Source organism: Salipiger marinus (genome assembly GCF_900100085.1).
GTDB lineage: Bacteria > Pseudomonadota > Alphaproteobacteria > Rhodobacterales > Rhodobacteraceae > Salipiger > Salipiger marinus.
Window position 1 is genome coordinate 22990 of record NZ_FNEJ01000021.1, and the last position, 16303, is coordinate 39292.

Annotated in this window: 15 protein-coding genes; 12 read left to right on the forward strand and 3 right to left on the reverse strand. The window is 67.8% G+C overall.

Features of this window, described 5'->3' with window-relative positions; genetic code table 11:
- The first annotated feature begins 37 nt into the window (after window positions 1–37).
- The 10 genes from BLR51_RS19835 (at window position 38) to BLR51_RS19880 (ending at window position 11252) form a co-directional block, all read left to right on the forward strand.
- Window positions 38–910: a branched-chain amino acid ABC transporter permease gene (locus BLR51_RS19835; protein ID WP_089850250.1), complete on the forward strand. Its 873-nt coding sequence runs from the start codon at window positions 38–40 to the stop codon at window positions 908–910.
- The gene (locus BLR51_RS19840) at window positions 910–1866 is read left to right on the forward strand and encodes a branched-chain amino acid ABC transporter permease (protein WP_089850253.1); all 957 of its coding nucleotides are present in this window, start codon (window positions 910–912) and stop codon (window positions 1864–1866) included. The genes BLR51_RS19835 and BLR51_RS19840 overlap by 1 nt, the downstream gene beginning before the upstream one ends.
- On the forward strand, window positions 1863–2654 hold the full coding sequence (locus BLR51_RS19845) for an ABC transporter ATP-binding protein (RefSeq protein WP_089850255.1): 792 nt from the start codon (window positions 1863–1865) through the stop codon (window positions 2652–2654). Before BLR51_RS19840 ends, BLR51_RS19845 begins: the two co-directional genes overlap by 4 nt.
- On the forward strand, window positions 2641–3342 hold the full coding sequence (locus BLR51_RS19850) for an ABC transporter ATP-binding protein (RefSeq protein WP_089850257.1): 702 nt from the start codon (window positions 2641–2643) through the stop codon (window positions 3340–3342). Before BLR51_RS19845 ends, BLR51_RS19850 begins: the two co-directional genes overlap by 14 nt.
- A 1-nt stretch (window position 3343) precedes the next feature.
- Window positions 3344–5290 (forward strand): 3-hydroxyacyl-CoA dehydrogenase NAD-binding domain-containing protein, encoded by a 1947-nt coding sequence (locus BLR51_RS19855; protein WP_089850259.1) that lies wholly within the window; start codon window positions 3344–3346, stop codon window positions 5288–5290.
- A 78-nt stretch (window positions 5291–5368) separates the two neighbouring features.
- Window positions 5369–7120, forward strand: coding sequence for an Ldh family oxidoreductase (locus BLR51_RS19860; protein ID WP_089850261.1), 1752 nt, complete (start codon window positions 5369–5371; stop codon window positions 7118–7120).
- 29 nt (window positions 7121–7149) lie between these two features.
- Window positions 7150–8139, forward strand: a complete 990-nt coding sequence (locus tag BLR51_RS19865) for a sialic acid TRAP transporter substrate-binding protein SiaP (protein WP_089850263.1) — start codon at window positions 7150–7152, stop codon at window positions 8137–8139.
- A 108-nt stretch (window positions 8140–8247) separates the two neighbouring features.
- On the forward strand, window positions 8248–8838 hold the full coding sequence (locus BLR51_RS19870; RefSeq protein WP_089850265.1) for a TRAP transporter small permease: 591 nt from the start codon (window positions 8248–8250) through the stop codon (window positions 8836–8838).
- A 7-nt stretch (window positions 8839–8845) separates the two neighbouring features.
- Window positions 8846–10123 (forward strand): TRAP transporter large permease, encoded by a 1278-nt coding sequence (locus BLR51_RS19875; RefSeq protein WP_089850266.1) that lies wholly within the window; start codon window positions 8846–8848, stop codon window positions 10121–10123.
- A 289-nt stretch (window positions 10124–10412) separates the two neighbouring features.
- Window positions 10413–11252, forward strand: a complete 840-nt coding sequence (locus BLR51_RS19880) for a fumarylacetoacetate hydrolase family protein (protein WP_089850268.1) — start codon at window positions 10413–10415, stop codon at window positions 11250–11252.
- A 78-nt stretch (window positions 11253–11330) separates the two neighbouring features.
- Here the strand turns inward: BLR51_RS19880 and BLR51_RS19885 are convergent, their stop codons facing one another.
- Window positions 11331–11888 carry a CHAP domain-containing protein gene (locus tag BLR51_RS19885; protein WP_089850270.1) on the reverse strand — a complete coding sequence of 186 codons (558 nt, stop codon included), beginning with the start codon at window positions 11886–11888 and terminating at the stop codon, window positions 11331–11333.
- A gap of 148 nt (window positions 11889–12036) precedes the next feature.
- On the reverse strand, window positions 12037–12549 hold the full coding sequence (locus BLR51_RS19890; RefSeq protein ID WP_089850272.1) for a peptidoglycan-binding domain-containing protein: 513 nt from the start codon (window positions 12547–12549) through the stop codon (window positions 12037–12039).
- 188 nt (window positions 12550–12737) lie between these two features.
- On the opposite strand from BLR51_RS19890, the gene BLR51_RS19895 reads away from it, so the two are divergent.
- Window positions 12738–13061, forward strand: coding sequence for a 2Fe-2S iron-sulfur cluster-binding protein (locus tag BLR51_RS19895; protein ID WP_089850273.1), 324 nt, complete (start codon window positions 12738–12740; stop codon window positions 13059–13061).
- A 93-nt stretch (window positions 13062–13154) separates the two neighbouring features.
- Here BLR51_RS19895 and BLR51_RS19900 read toward each other — a convergent pair whose 3' ends face one another.
- A complete protein-coding gene (locus BLR51_RS19900; RefSeq protein WP_089850275.1) occupies window positions 13155–14528 on the reverse strand; it encodes an FAD-binding oxidoreductase in 1374 nt (457 codons plus the stop codon).
- A gap of 70 nt (window positions 14529–14598) precedes the next feature.
- Here BLR51_RS19900 and BLR51_RS19905 point away from each other — a divergent pair, with 70 nt between their 5' ends.
- Window positions 14599–16275, forward strand: coding sequence for a chloride channel protein (locus BLR51_RS19905; RefSeq protein ID WP_089850277.1), 1677 nt, complete (start codon window positions 14599–14601; stop codon window positions 16273–16275).
- Window positions 16276–16303: the final 28 nt, after the last annotated feature.

Here is a 16303-nt window from a genome sequence, read left to right on the forward strand (position 1 = left end):
TCCCCCCGTTTCCCCTGATCAAAGCCCGGGAGCCGCCATGGACGCCCTGCTGCAATTCGTCTTTTCCGGCCTGACCGTGGGCGCAGTCTATGCGCTGGTGGCCCTGGGATTTACCATCATCTACAACGCCTCGGACGTGGTGAATTTCGCACAGGGCGAATTCGTCATGCTGGGCGGCATGATCACCGTCTTCACCTTTGAAGCGGGGCTGCCGCTGCCCCTCGCGGCGCTGGCGGCGATCCTTTTGACCGCAGCGCTGGGCGTGGCGCTGAACAAGCTTGCCATCGAACCCGCGCGCGGCGCGCCGGTGGTGTCGCTCATCATCATCACCATCGGGGCCTCGATCCTGATCCGGGGCGCGTCGCAGCTGATCTTCGACAAGCAGCTGCACCGCTTTCCGGCCTTTTCCGGCGATGATCCGATCCGGGTGCTGGGGGCGACGATCCTGCCGCAAAGCCTGTGGGTCATCGTCGGGGCGGTGGCGGTGTTCGTGGCGCTGTGGCTGTTCTTTACCCGCACGCTGACCGGGCGCGCGGTGCTGGCCACCGCCAACAACCGCACCGCAGCCCAGCTTGTGGGCATCAACACCGCATGGGTCATGACGCTGTCTTTCGGCCTGTCGGCGGCCATCGGCGCGCTGGCGGGGGTGCTGGTCACGCCGATCACGCTGGTCAGCTATGACGTGGGCGTGGCGCTGGCGCTGAAAGGGTTTGCCGCCGCGATGCTGGGCGGCATGGGCAACCCCAAGGGCGCGCTGGTGGGCGGGCTGCTGCTGGGGCTGCTGGAGGCGATGACCGCAGGCTATCTCAGTTCGCAATACAAGGATGCCGTGGCGTTTCTGGTGATCCTTGGCGTGCTGTTCGTGATGCCGCAGGGGATCTTCGGCCATAAATCGACGGAGCGCGTGTGATGACCCGCCGCATGAAATGGATTCAACTGGGCGTGCTGGCGGCGCTGATCGTGCTGCTGCCGCTGCTCTTCCCCTCTGGCTATTACTACCGGGTCGGCGCGCTGATCTTCGTCAATGCGCTGTCGGTGGTGGGGCTGGTCATCCTGATCGGCTATGCCGGGCAGATCAGCCTTGGCCATGCGGGCTTTGCCGGGATCGGCGCCTATGCCTGCGCGCTGGCGCCCGAACATCTGGGCCTGCATCCGGGGCTGGCGGTGCTGCTGGGGGCGGGGATTTCCGGCGTGATGGCGCTGCTGATCGGGCGGCCCATCCTGCGGCTCAAGGGCTATTACCTTGCCGTGGCGACGCTGGGCTTCGGCATCCTCGTCTCCATGGTGCTGACCAATGAACGCGCGCTGACCGGGGGGCCGGACGGCATGGTGGTGGCCGATCCGGGCCTGCGCGACCTGCTGCGCGATCTGGGCCTGCGCCTGTCGGGGGGCGAGCTGTGGTATGGCGTGTCGGGTCTGGTGCTGCTGGTGGGGGCGTGGATCGCGCTGAACCTGCTGGACAGCCCCACGGGCCGGGCCATGCGCGCGCTGCACGGATCCGAGGTGGCGGCGGCCACGGTGGGCATTGACGTCGCGGCGCAGAAGCTGCGCGCCTTCGTGATCTCGGCGGTCTATGCCTCGGTCGCGGGGTCGCTGCTGGCGCTGCAGAACCAGTATGTCACGCCGGATGTCGCAGGCTTCCTGCATTCGGTAGAGATGGTGACCATGGCGGTGCTGGGCGGCGTGGGGTCCGTGCTGGGGGCCACGCTGGGCGCGGCCATCCTGACGCTGCTGCCGCAGGTGCTGACGGTCTTTGCGGAATATGAACAGCTTGTGCTGGGCGCGGTGATGATCGGCGTGATGATCTTTCTGCCGCAGGGGCTGCTGCCCTCCATCGCGCGGCGGCTGAGGGGGACCAGCGAATGAGCCTTCTGGAAGTATCGGGTCTTGGCATCAGCTTCGGCGGGCTCAGGGCGGTGGAAGATGTCAGCTTTTCGGTCAGCCCCGGAGAGATCGTGTCGGTCATCGGGCCGAACGGCGCGGGCAAGACGACGCTGTTCAACATGATCTCGGGGATCTACCGGCCCGGGCGCGGATCGGTGCGCCTGAACGGGCAGGACGTGACCGCCACGGCGCCGCATCTGCTGGCGCGCATGGGCCTGTCGCGCACCTTTCAGAACCTGCAGATCTTTCAGGAGATGACCGTGCTCGACAACGTGCTGGCGGGGTATCACCTGACCGAACGCGGGCCGGTCTGGGCCGATCTGCTGGCGCTGCCTTCCATGCGGCGGCGCGCGGCAGAGGTGCGGCGCGGCGCGCGGGATCTGCTGGCGCGGGTGCGGCTCGACAAGGCCGCCGAGCAGGAGGCGGGCAGCCTGTCCTATGGCGCGCTCAAACGGCTGGAGATTGCCCGCGCGCTGGCGCTGGGGCCAAAAATTCTGCTGCTGGACGAACCCGCCGCAGGCTGCAACGCCGTGGAGACCGAAGAGATCGACCATCTGATCGCGGAACTGGCGGCCTCGGGCATCGCCATCCTGCTGGTGGAACATGACATGAAGCTGGTGATGCGCATTTCCAGCCATATCGTGGTGCTCGACCATGGCCAGAAGATCGCCGAGGGCGATCCTGCCACCGTGTCGCGCAATCCCGCCGTGATCGCCGCCTATCTTGGCACCGACGCCCCGACGGAGGATCCCGCCCATGCTGACGGTTGAAGGCCTGCGGTCGCGTTATGGCCGCATCGAAGTGCTGCACGGTCTGGATCTGGAGGTGCGCTCGGGCGAGATCGTGACCGTGGTGGGGGCCAATGGCGCGGGCAAGACCACGCTGCTGCGCTGCCTGTCGGGCACGCAGCCCGCAAGCGAGGGCAGCATCGTCTTTCGCGGCGAAAATCTGGCCCGCGTGCCGGCCCACCGGCGGCTTGCCCGGGGGCTGGCGCAATCCCCCGAGGGGCGGCAGATCTTCACCAACCTGTCGGTGGAGGAAAACCTGCGGCTTGGCGCCTTTCTGTACAGCGACGAGCGGGTGGACCGCGACATGGCCGATGCCTTTGCCATGTTCCCCATCCTCAAGGAAAAGCGCAACCTTGCCGCCGGGGGCCTGTCGGGCGGGCAGCAGCAGATGCTGGCCATCGCCCGCGCGCTGATGGGCCGCCCGCACTGCCTGTTGCTGGACGAGCCCTCCATGGGGCTGGCCCCGCTGCTGGTGGCGCAGATCTTCGAGGTGGTGCAGTCGCTGCGCGCGCGCGACGTGACCGTGCTGCTGGTGGAACAGAACGCCTTTGGCGCGCTGAAGATTGCCGACCGCGGCTATGTGATGGAAACCGGGCAGATCACCATGACCGGCCCTGCTGCGGAACTGATTGCCGATCCGCGCATCCGCGAAGCCTATCTGGGAGTATGACATGACCCTGCTGACCTGCCGCATCGATGCGGGCATCGCCTGCGTGACGCTGGACAACCCGCCGGTCAACGCGCTGTCCGCCGCCGTGCGCCGCGCGCTGTGGGACATGGCCGAAACGCTGGACGCCGATCCGGCGGTGCGCGCGGTGGTGCTGACCTGCGCGGGCCGCACCTTCATCGCCGGGGCGGATGTGCGGGAATTCGGCCAGCCCCCGGTGGAGCCGCATCTGCCCGATGTGGTCGCGCGTCTGGAAGGCGCGGCGAAGCCTTGGGTGGCGGCGATCCACGGCGCGGCGCTGGGGGGCGGGCTGGAGGTGGCGATGGGCTGCCGGTTCCGCGTGGCCGCCCCGACGGCGCGCGTGGGCCTGCCGGAAGTGACGCTTGGCATCGTGCCCGGTGCGTCGGGCACCGTGCGCACGCCACGGCTGGTGGGCATGGCGGCGGCGGTGGATCTGGTGACCAGCGGCAGGCACTGGCCCGCCGCCAAAGCGCTGGAGGCCGGGCTGCTTGACGCGGTGCTGGACGGGGACCTGACCGAGGCGGCCATGGGCTTTGCCCGCCGCGCGCTGGAAAAGGATCTGCCCGATCCCGCCTCGGCCCGCCCGCTGTCGCCCATGCCCGAGGAGTTCTGGACCGAAGCGCGCAAGACGGCTGCGCGGGCCGGACATGCCGCGCCGCTCGCCGCGCTCGACTGTCTGCGCTGTGCGTCCGAGGCGCCCTTTGCCGAGGCCATGGCCAAGGAGCGCGAGACCTTTCTGGCCCTGCGCCCCACCCCCGAGGCGCAGGCGCTGCGCCATGTGTTCTTTGCCGAACGCGCCGCGCCGCGTCCTGCCGCGCTGAAGGAGGTCGCCCCGCGCGCCCTGCAGCGCGTGGGCGTGATCGGCGGCGGCACGATGGGCGCGGGCATCGCCGCCGCTTGCCGCGAGGCGGGGCTGGAGGTGGTGCTGATCGAACGCGACGACGCGGCCTTGGCGCGCGGGCTGGCGGCGGTTGAGGCGATCTTTGACGGGGCCATGGCGCGGGGCAAGCTGTCGCAGGCGGACCGTGCCGCGCGCAGCGACGGGCTGAGCGGCAGCACCGGGTATGACAGGCTGGCAGAGGCCGATCTGGTGATCGAGGCGGTGTTCGAGGATGCCGCCGTAAAACGCGCGGTCTTTGCCGAACTGGGCCGCCATTGCCGCGCCGATGCGGTGCTGGCCACCAACACCTCTTATCTTGATCCGCGCGGCCTGACCGAAGGCGTGCCGCATCCCGAGCGGATGCTTGGCCTGCATTTCTTCAGCCCCGCCCATGTGATGAAGCTGCTGGAAATCGTGCCGCTGCCCGATACCGCGCCCGAGGTGCTGGCCACCGGTTTTGCGCTGGCGCGGGCCTTGGGCAAGATGCCGGTTCAGGCGGGGATCTGCGAAGGCTTCATCGGCAACCGCATCCTGAAACGCACCCGCGCCGAGGCGGAGCAGCTGGTGCGGCGCGGCGTGCCGCTGGCGCAGGTGGATGCGGCGATGCGCGCCTATGGCTTCCGCATGGGCCCGTTCGAGGCGCAGGATCTGGGCGGGCTCGACATCGCCTATCTGCAGCGCGAAGGCGCCCGGGCCGATGGGCAGGACGTGCCCGAAACCTTGGGCGATCTGCTGGTGCGGGCCGGGCGCAAGGGCCAGAAGACCGGCGGCGGCTGGTATGACTATGCCGAAGGCGACCGCCGCCCGCAGGTTTCGCCCACGGTGGAGGCGCTGCTGGCGCCGCATGTCGCCGCTGCCGATCCGCTGCCCCCCGAGGCGATTGCCGCAGCGCTGGTGGGCGCCATGGCCGCCGAAGGGCAGGCGCTGCTGGCGGAGGGCATCGCGCAGGCGCCCGCCGACATCGATCTGGTGAAGATCCACGGCTACGGCTTTCCGCGCTGGAAGGGCGGGCCGATGTTCGCCGCCGCTCTGGAGATGCCGTCTATCTGAAACTTGCTTTCAGCAACGAAAGCAGAGTTGACGCAAAGGTGATATACCATATACCGTCCTCCCGGAGTGGAGGATTTTATGACCGCAGATTTGCAGACCCCGCGCGAGGCGGCACCGAAACTGTCTGACCACGCGCGCGACGTGATCCGGGACCGGATCATCGAAGGTGATCTGCCCATGGGCGCCGTGCTGCGGGAATCCGAACTGGCGGCCCTGCTGGGCATGTCGAAAATCCCGGTGCGCGAGGCGCTGGTGCAGCTGGAATGCGAAGGCATGATCCAGATGTCGCCCAACCGCAGCCACAAGGTGTTCGACATGACCTCGGATGACATCCGGGACTTGGGCGAACTGCGCGAGATGCTGGAATCCGAGGCACTGCGGCTGGCCCTGCAGCGCGACCCCGAGGCGCTTGCCGCCGCGCTGCGGGCCGTGGTCGACCAGATGCGCGAGGCCTTGGCGGCGCAGGACGGGCGCAGCTACAAGCTGCTGGACAACGCCTTTCATCACGCGATCTTTGCGCAATGCGGCAATGTCTATCTGGAAAAGACGCATCACATGCTGTCCTTCCGGATTCAGGCGCTGCGCAACCGGCTGAGCCGGGACATGGCGCTGAACGACCGCTCGCTGGGCGAACATGCCGCCCTGACCGATCTGGTTGCCGCCATGGATCTGGAGGCGGCGCTGGATCTGATGCGCAGCCATATCCGCGACACCACGCAGAACTATCTGGCGCAGGCGCTGTCCGCCGTGCCTGCGGCACAGCGCCCGCCCGCCCGGGTGATGCTGGCCGAGATGGAGCGGTTCGCCGATGCCGCCATGCTGGCCGCAGGCTGCGACGACGCGACCCGCGCCGCCGTGATCCGCGCGCTGAGCCATGCCTCGATCCACGGGGTCGATACCCACGGCTACCGGCTGCTGCCGCATTACCTTGAAGGGTTTGTCGGGGGCCGTCTGGTGGCGCGCCCCTCGGTGACATGGGAGCAGGGCGCCCCCGGGGCGGCGGTGCTGGATGGCGGCGACGGCCACGGTGCGCGGGCCACCTATGCGGCGGTGGATCTGGCGGTCGAGATGGCGCGCAGCAGCGGCACCGGCGCCGTGGCGATCCGCGCCAGTTCGCATTTCGGCGCGGCGGGCGCCTATGCCAAGGCGGTGGCCGAGGCGGGGATGCTGGGCTTCTGCTTCTGCAATTCCGACAGTTTCGTGCGCCTGCAGGGCGGGGCCGAGAAATTCCACGGCACCAATCCCATCGCCATGGCGGGGCCTGCGGGCGAGGGGCAGGATCCGTGGTTGTTCGACATGGCGACCAGCGCCATTCCGTTCAACAAGGTGCAGCTCAGCCGCGCGCTGGGGATCCCGCTGCCGCCCGACACCGCGTCGAACGGGCAGGGGGTCAACACCACCGACCCTGACGAGGCCGCGATGCTGGCGCCGCTGGGGGGCGAGTTCGGCTACAAGGGCGCGGGGCTGGCGGGGATTTCCGAAATCCTCAGCACCGCGCTGTCGGGCGCGCCGCTCAGCTTCGAGCTGCCGCCGATGATTTCCGAGGACATGGCGACACCCCGGGGGCTGGGCGCCTTCGTGCTGGCGCTTGACCCAGCGGCCTTTGCCGGGCTTGATATCTTTACCGGAACGCTCAGGCGCTACCGGGACGCCATTCGCGGCTCTGCCACCACCGCAGGAGGAACGGTGATGGCAGCAGGGGATCGCGAATGGTCCGAAGGCAGGCGGCGCCGGATGTCCGGTCTGCTGCTTGACCAGACGGCGGTGGAGGCGCTGACGCGCTTCGCCGGGGAGAAGGGGATCGCACCGCTGGAGGTGCTGACCCGCTAGACCACAGGTTACATCAGGGAGGAGAACAGATGAACCGGATTACAAAGGCCGCCGCACTGGCCACCACGGCGGGGCTGGCGCTTGGCGCAGCGCTGCCCGCATCCGCACAGCAGGCCGAGCGCGTGCTGAAATGGGCGCATGTCTACGAGGCGAACGAACCCTATCACACCTGCGCCGTCGCCGCGAATGACGCGCTGATGGCCGCCACCGACAACCGGCTGGGCGTCGAGGTCTTCCCGGCGTCCTCGCTGGGCAAGGAAACCGACATCAACGAAGGCCTGAGCCTTGGCACGGTGGACATCATCTATACCGGCCAGCTGTTTGCGGGCCGGGCTTACGGTCCCATCGCCATCGGCGGCGCGCCCTTCATGTTCCGCGATTACGCGCATTGGGATGCCTACCGCAATTCCGACCTGTTTGGGGAACTGTCGCTGGGCTATAACGAGGCCACGGGCAACCACATCACCTCCATGACCTATTACGGCGAACGCCACGTGACGGCCAACAAGCCGATCGTGACCCCCGCCGACATGGAAGGGCTGAAGATCCGCGTGCCCAATGCCACGCTTTACATGATGTTCCCCGAAGCCACCGGCGCCAACCCCACCCCCATCGCCTTTGCCGAGGTCTATCTTGCGCTGCAGCAGGGCACGGTGGATGCGCAGGAAAACCCGCTGCCCACCATTCAGGCCAAGAAGTTCTATGAGGTGCAGTCCGACATCTCGCTGACCGGGCACATCACCGACGCGCTGCTGACCATCGTCGGCGGCCCGGCATGGGACAGCCTTGGCGAGGAAGATCACGCGGCGCTGGAGCAGGTTCTGGACGAGGCGGCAGTCTGCGCCACCGACCAGATCATCAAGGCCGAAGAAGACCTCAAGGCGTGGTTCGCCGACGAGGGCGTGACCGTCAACGAAGTGGATCGCGGCCCGTTCATCGAAGCGGTGCAGGCGGTGCATAACGGCGACATGGCAAGCTGGGATCAGGAAACCTACGACCGGCTGCAGGCCATCGAGTAACGCTCCGGCCTGACCCAAGATCCGCACAAGCGCAGTGGCGGGGGCCTTCGGGCCTCTGCCCTGCCGCCTGTGCCTGCGCTTCCGCCTCTGCCACGAAAGGCTTTCCTCATGACTGACGACACAGATCCGCGCCGGTCCGGCCCGCCGCCGGGGGATCACAGCCTGCAGATTTCCGATCTCGACAGTCAGGAGATCGACCTGTCGGATCTGCGCTGGCAGGACGGGCTGGTGCTGGCGATCTTCTGGATCCTCGCGCTGGTGGTGTTCCTGCAGTTCTTCACCCGCTACGTGCTGAATGACAGCCTTGGCTGGACCGAGGAAATCGCCCGCTACCTGCTGATCGGCGTGACCTTTGCCGGGTCGGTGATGGCGGCGCGCAAGAACTGCCATATCGCGGTGGAATTCCTGTATCGCTGGGTGCCGCGTCCGCTGCGCCGGGTGATGCAGACGGTGATCGACCTGATCACCACCGGCTTTTTTGCCGCCCTTGCCGGGCTGTCGGTGCAGCTGGCCGGACGGACCGGGCAGATGATGGTGTCCATCGATGTGCCGAAGTCCTGGGTCTACTGGTTTGTTGCCGCCTGTTTCGCCGCGATGGCGGTGCATGCCGCGATCAACATGTGGCGCCACCTGTCAAGCGGCACCAGCCGCCTGATCGATCCCGAGCTTCATGCGGACGATGTCCGCGCCATCGACTGAGGACGTCATGACCATTACCCTTCTTTTTGTGGCGCTGCTGGTCCTCATCCTGATCGGGGTGCCGGTGGCCATCGCGCTGGCGGGCGCCTCGGCGCTGTTCATCCTGTCGGGCACGGTGCCGCCCATGGTGGTGGCGCATCGCATGGTCAACGGCGTGGACAGCTTTCCGCTGCTGGCGGTGCCGTTCTTCATCCTTGCGGGCAACCTGATGAACACGGCGGGCATCACCGAACGCATCTTCAACTTCGCGCTGGCGCTGGTGGGCTGGATGCGCGGCGGGCTGGGCCATGTGAACGTGGGCGCCAGCGTGATCTTCGCGGGCATGTCGGGGGCGGCGGTGGCCGATGCCGGCGGCCTTGGCGCCATCGAGATCAAGGCGATGCGCGATGCCAAATATGACACGGATTTTGCCGTGGGCATCACCGCCGCCTCCTCGACCATCGGGCCGATCATCCCGCCCTCGCTGCCCATGGTGATCTATGGCGTGGTGGCGGGCGCCTCCATCGGGCAGCTCTTTGCCGCAGGCTTCGTGCCCGGGCTGGTGATGGCGGTGGCGCTGATGCTGATGGTGGCATGGACCGCCCGGCGCCGCGGCTATCCGCGCGATCAGGCCTTTGTCTGGAAGATCCTGTTTTCCAGCTTCCGCCGCGCCTTCCTGTCGCTGATGACGCCGGTCATCATCGTGGGCGGCATCCTGAGCGGCGCCTTCACCCCGACCGAGGCCGCCGTTGCCGCCTGCGCCTATGCGATGTTCCTTGGCGCCGTGGTCTATCGCACGCTGACGCTGCGCCGCTTCGTGCGGGTGAGCTTCGACACCATCGAGACCACCGCCGTGGTGCTGCTGGTGGTGGGGGCCGCGTCGATCTTCGCGTGGATCCTGACCTCGAACCGGGTGCCGGAAATGGCGGCGGCGCTGCTGCTGGGGGCCTCGGACAATCCGTGGGTGATCCTGCTGCTCATCAACATCATCCTGCTGATCGTGGGCTGTTTCATGGAGACGGTGGCGGCGATCACCATTCTGGTGCCGGTGCTGCTGCCGGTGGCGGTGGCGATCGGGGTGGATCCGGTACATTTCGGGGTCATCGTGGTGCTGAACCTGATGCTGGGGCTGCTGACGCCGCCGGTGGGCATGGTGCTTTACGTGCTGTCGAGGGTGGCCAACATTCCCTTCGAGCGCGCCATGACCGGCACCGCGCCGTTCCTGATCCCGCTGGTGCTGGTGCTGATCCTCATCACCTATGTGCCGCAGATCACCATGTGGCTGCCCACGCTGATCTACCGTTGAGCAGGCGGCAGGGCGGGAGGGGGCTCTGCCCCCTCTGCGGCTTTGCCGCAGTCACCCCCGGAGTTCAGGGGCAAGATGAAGGCCGGCCTGTGGTCGCGGCAGGGCCCCGGGGGCTTGAGGGTGACAGGGGGAGGCGCGGGTGGTGCCGGGCTGCCGGGTCCGCCCGGCCGGGCCGGACCGCTGCGGGGACGCGCAGGGGGCCCGCAACCGTTCGTGATGTCTTTCCCCCGCGGCAGGATCATGGCATGGACGGTGGTATGAAAATCTGACCACTTCTTGGAGGAAGAGCATGAAACTTGCACGTTATGGCGAGAGAGGCGCGGAAAAGCCCGCGCTGGTGGATGGCGACGGCAAGCTGCGCGATCTGAGCGGCCATGTGGCCGACATCGCAGGCGATGTGCTGACCGATCTTGAGACGCTGAAAGCCATCGACCCCGCCTCGCTGCCGCTGGTCGAGGGCAGCCCGCGTCTGGGCGCCTGTGTGGGGGGCACGCGCAAGTTCATCTGCATCGGCCTGAACTACGCCGATCACGCGGCGGAATCGGGCATGGACGTGCCGCCGGAGCCGGTGATCTTTGCCAAGTTCACCTCTGCCATCTGCGGGCCGAACGATCCGATCATCATCCCGCGCAAATCCGTCAAGACCGACTGGGAGGTCGAGCTGGGTTTTGTCATCGGCAAGACCGCAAAATACGTCAAGGAAGAGGAGGCCATGGATCACGTCGCGGGCTTCTGCCTGATCAACGACGTGTCGGAGCGCGAGTTTCAGGCCGAGCGCGCGGGCCAGTGGGTGAAGGGCAAGTCTTCGGACAATTTCGGCCCGACCGGCCCGTGGCTGGTGACCCCGGACGAGGTGGGCGATTTCGACAGCCTTGGTATGTGGCTCGACGTGAACGGCAAGCGCATGCAGGACGGCTCGACCGCCACCATGGTCTATCGCGTGCCGTTCCTCGTGTCCTATCTGTCGCAGTTCTTTACGCTGGAGCCGGGCGACATCATCTCCACCGGCACGCCTCCGGGCGTGGGTCTGGGCATGAAGCCGCCAGTTTACCTCAAGGCGGGGGATGTGGTCGAGCTTGGCATCGAGAAGCTGGGCAGCCAGCGGCAGGACTGCATCGACGACGCCTGAGCGGAGGGGCTGACCAAAAGAGAACGGCGCGGGAGAGCTTCCCGCGCCGTTCTTATGTCTGCGCCCGCCGCTGTCCTGTTATCTGAGACGCTGCGGGTAGATGAAGCCGTCGATGGGGTAGACGCTGCCAAAGGCGGTGGGCTGGCTCTGCACCCGGACGGCGGACCAGTCGTTGCGGTCCGACACGTCGATCACCGCCATGCGCAGCGAGACCTGATTGCGGTGCCAGTTGGCGTGGTCGACGCGCACCTCGCGCGGCGAGACCACCTCGGAGACCACGGCGACATGGCCCATCGGCATGGATCCGGTGGAGCCGAAGGCCATCACCGCGCCCACGGCGGGCTGGCGTCCGCGCGCATAGAGATCCTTGGCGTTGGACCACCATGTTTCGGCATTGCCGCGGATGTCGATGCCGCTGAGATTGCGCGCGAAGGGCACGCACCAGACGCGCTGGCCCTTGGCCTGCAGCGTTTCCGCCTCGCGCAGCGCCAGCGTCTGACGGTCGAGGTCAATCCCCATCTGGGAGGACAGCGGAAGCTGCTCCGACGGGGTCTTGGCGCAGGCGGCGGCCAGAAGAAGCAAAGCGCACAGGTATGGAAGGCGGCGTATAGCCGTCCCGGAGCGGTTCACGCTCATGCGTCCCTCGATCAGTTGTTTCTGCCCGGCCGCTCGTTGGTGGCGACCTTGGTCAGGTTCCCTTAACGAAGGTTAAAATCAAGACTTGGTTAACGGGCAGGGGGGTCCGGTGGCAGGATCTCGCCGATCGGTGCCCGCCAAAGCCGCGTCACAGCAGCGTTGCGGGATCGACCGCCACCAGCCCCAGCGCGCGGGCGGTTTCCAGCGACAGCTGCGCGCTGTCGAGGCCGCGTTCGGTCTGATAGGCGCGCAGCGCGCGGCGGGTGGCGGCATCCATCTGCCCGGTGATTGGGCCGCTGTGATAGCGGCGGGCCTGTAGTGCGCGCTGGACCGAGGCGATGAATTCCGCCGTCATCTCCGCCGGGCAGGGCGCCTGAAAGCGCATCTCGCCGCGCGGGCGCACCACGCGCGGCACCGGCGCGCGGCGATAGATCGGCGGGCGGATCACCGTGCCGTCCTCGGCAATTTCGGCCTGCACCACCTGCACCTCGCCCATCACCTGCTCGTAGATGGCGGGCACATGTTCGCGCGCCCAGCAGGTGCCGTCGGGATCGGTTTCGGGGGGTAGCGGCGGCGCGTCGGGCGGGGTGGGGGCGCAGGCGGCCAGCAGTCCGAGCAGGCTCAGGCGGAGGAGGACCGCAGGCGGGCGAAGGGGGATCATCTGCTCTGGCCTTGTTCTGCTATGCGGGCGCGGGCGGAGCCTAGCAAGCCGCAGCGGGCGGGAAAAGCGGCTTTGCGCCCGGGACTTGCGCAAAGACGGCGGGTGGAGCGGATTTGACGGATCTGGGCTCTGGCCCATCGCGCGGCGGGGCGATAAAACCGGGGCAACCCACGAAGGAGGCAAGGCCCATGGCAAAGATCACCTATATCGAGTTTGGCGGAACCGAGCATGTCGTCGAGGTGGCGAACGGGCTGACCGTGATGGAAGGCGCGCGCGACAACAACATTCCCGGCATCGAGGCCGATTGTGGTGGCGCCTGCGCCTGTTCCACCTGCCATGTCTATGTGCATCCCGACTGGGTGGAGAAGCTGCCCGCCAAGGATGACATGGAAGAGGACATGCTGGATTTCGCCTTCCAGCCCGATCCGGCCCGTTCGCGGCTGACCTGCCAACTGAAGGTCAGCGACGCGCTGGACGGTCTGGTGGTGCAGATGCCGGAAAAGCAGATCTGAGATCCGCGTGCCGGGGCGCCGCGTCTGCCTTGCGCGCGTGGCCGCCCCGCACCCGCGGCGCGCGGAGGGGGCGGCGCCTGTGGTGGCGCGGCCCTAGCCCTGCGGCACCAGCTTGCCGGGGTTGAGCAGGCCCTTGGGATCAAGCGCGCGCTTGATCTCTCCCATCACGTCCCAGCCTTCGCCATGTTCGGCGCGCATATAGGCGAGCTTGCCCAGACCCACGCCATGTTCGCCGGTCGAGGTGCCGCCGAGCGCCAGCGCCCGTTCGGCCATGCGGTGCGACAGCGCCTTGGCCGCCTCCAGATCCGCGGGGCTGTCGGGGTCGATGAGCAGGATGGCGTGGAAATTGCCGTCGCCGACATGGCCGAGGATCGGCCCGGGAATCGGGCTGGCGGCGATGTCGGCCTGAGTTTCCTCGACGGCGCGGGCCAGTTCTGAGATCGGCACGCAGATGTCGGTGACCAGCGCCCGCGCCCCGGGGCGCGAGGCGAGGATGGCGTAATAGCCGTTATGCCGCATCGCCCAGAGCGCGCGGCGTTCCTCTTCGCGGGCGGACCAGCGGAAGGGCGAGCCGCCGTGATCCTCGACGATCTCGGCAAAGCGGGCCGCATCCTGCGCCACGCTGTCGGGCGAGCCGTGGAATTCCACCAGCAGATGCGGCGCCTCGGCCATCTCCACCCCGGCATAGCTGCTGAAGGCGCGGGCGGTGGCGGCATCGACAAATTCGATCCGCGCCATGGGAATGCCCATCTGGATGGTGTCCATCACCGCCGTCACCGCCGCCTGCATGTCGGGAAAGGCGCAGATGCCCGCGCTGGTGGCTTCGGGGATGCCATGCAGGCGCAGGGTCAGTTCGGTGACCAGCCCCAGCGTGCCTTCGGATCCGACCAGAAGCCCGGTCAGGTCATAGCCGGCGGAGGATTTGCGCGCCCGCGTGCCGGTGCGGATCACCCGCCCGTCGGCCAGCACCACCTGCAGCCCCAGCACGTTGTCGCGCATGGTGCCGTAGCGCACCGCCGTGGTGCCGGAGGCGCGGGTCATCGCCATCCCGCCCAGCGTGGCATTGGCGCCGGGATCGACCGGAAACATCAGCCCGGTCGCGCGCAGCTCCTGATTGAGCGCCTCGCGCGTCACGCCGGGCTGCAGGGTGACATCCATATCGGCGGGCCGGATCTGCAGCACCCGGTTCATGCGGGTGAAATCCACCACCACGCCGCCCTGGACCGCGAGCCCGTGGCCTTCCAGAGAGCTGCCCGCGCCCCAGCCCACCACCGGGCAGTCATGGGCCGCGCAGACCCGCATGATCTGCGCCACCTCCTCGACCGTGTCGGGATAGGCCACCGCATCGGGCAGGGTGAGCGGAAAATGCGACTCCGAACGGCCATGCAGCTCCAGTTCGGACTTGGAGCGCGTGAGGCGTTCGCCTAGGAAGTGGGCCAGAGCCTCCAGGGCCGGTGCGGTTGTCATTCGGGGTCCTCCAGACGTGCCGGGCGATCCTATCCAAGCCGCGCGCCCTGCGAAAGCCATGGGACGGGAAATGCTGAGCCAATTTGACCGGCACTGGCGCGAGACCCGCGCCGCCTGCGCAGAAGGCTGGGATCTGCTGCGCCACAAGGGGCCGGGGCAGATCACCTTCTGGATGATCGCGCTGGTGGTGGGCGCCGCCTCGGGCTTTGCCGCGCTGCTGTTCCGGCTGGCCATCGAACGGCTGCAGGCCGCGCTTTACGGCACAGAGGATGTCAGCACGCTGGCCACCTTTGCCTCGGGCCTGCCCTGGATCTGGGTGCTGCTGGTGCCCGCGCTGGGGGGTGGCGTGGTGGGGCTGATCCTGCACAAGTTCACCCCCGACGGGCGGGTGCGCAGCGTCGCCGACGTGATCGAGGGGGCGGCACTCTGCGACGGGCGGGTGGAAAAGAAGGCGGGGCTCGCCTCGGCGCTCTGTTCATGGATCACGCTCTCCACCGGTGGGTCGACCGGGCGCGAGGGGCCGGTGGTGCATATCGCCGCCATGATCTCCAGCTGGGCGTCGAACCTCTTGCGGGTGGACGGCATCACCGGGCGCGACCTTCTGGGCTGTGCGGTGGCTGCCGCCGTCTCCTCCAGCTTCAACGCGCCGATTGCGGGCGCGCTGTTTGGGCTGGAGGTGGTGCTGCGCCATTTCGCCCTGCATGCCTTTGCGCCCATCGTCGTGGCCTCGGCGGCGGGCACGGTCATCAACCGGCTCGCCTTTGGCGATGTCACGGAATTTGTGCTGCCCGGCCAGACCACGGTGGAATTCTATCTGGAGCTTCCGGCGTTTTTCCTGATGGGGCTGGTCTGCGGGCTGGTGGCGGTGCTGATGATGCGGGCCATCTTCTGGTCCGACGATCTGGGCACCACCATCCAGCGCCGCCTGTCGCTGCCGCACTGGCTGCGGCCTGCGGTCACCGGGCTGATGCTGGGGGCCATCGCCATCCTGTTTCCGCATATCATCGGCGTGGGCTACGAGACGACCTCGCGCGCGCTGACCGGCACGCTGGGGCTGGGCGAGGCGATGCTTTTTGCCGTGGTCAAGGTGGCGGCGGTATCGGTGACCATGGCCGGGCGCATGGGGGGCGGGGTGTTTTCGCCCTCGCTGATGGTGGGGGCGCTGACCGGGCTCGCCTTCGGCCATGTGGCAACGGCCATCGTGCCCGATCACAGTTCGGCCTTCACGCTTTATGCGCTGGCGGGCATGGGGGCGGTGGCGGCGGCGGTGCTGGGCGCGCCGATCTCCACCACGCTGATCGTGTTCGAGCTGACCGGCGACTGGCAGACGGGGCTCGCGGTGATGATCTCGGTGTCGATGTCCACCGCCGTGGCGTCGCGGCTGGTGCATCGCAGCTTCTTCCTGACGCAGCTGGAACGGCGCAACGTGCATCTGGCGGCGGGGCCACAGGCCTATCTGCTGGCGATGTTCCGGGTGCAGGGCGTGATGCGCCCGGTGACCGCCGAGGGCGCCGCCGACGAGGAAGCCTGCCTGCGCATGATGGATCAGGGGCTGTATCTGAACGCGCAGTCCACGCTGGAAACCGCGCTGCCGCTGTTCGAGAAATCCGGCGTGGCCTATCTGCCGGTCATCACCCGGACCGAGCCCGACGGCACCCCGGTGCTGCAGGGCGCGCTGTTCCATGTCGACGCGCTCAAGGCCTATAACCGGGCGCTGGCCGCCACGGCGGAAGAAGAGCACAGCTAGACCGCCGCGCCGCCGCGACGGTCTAGCT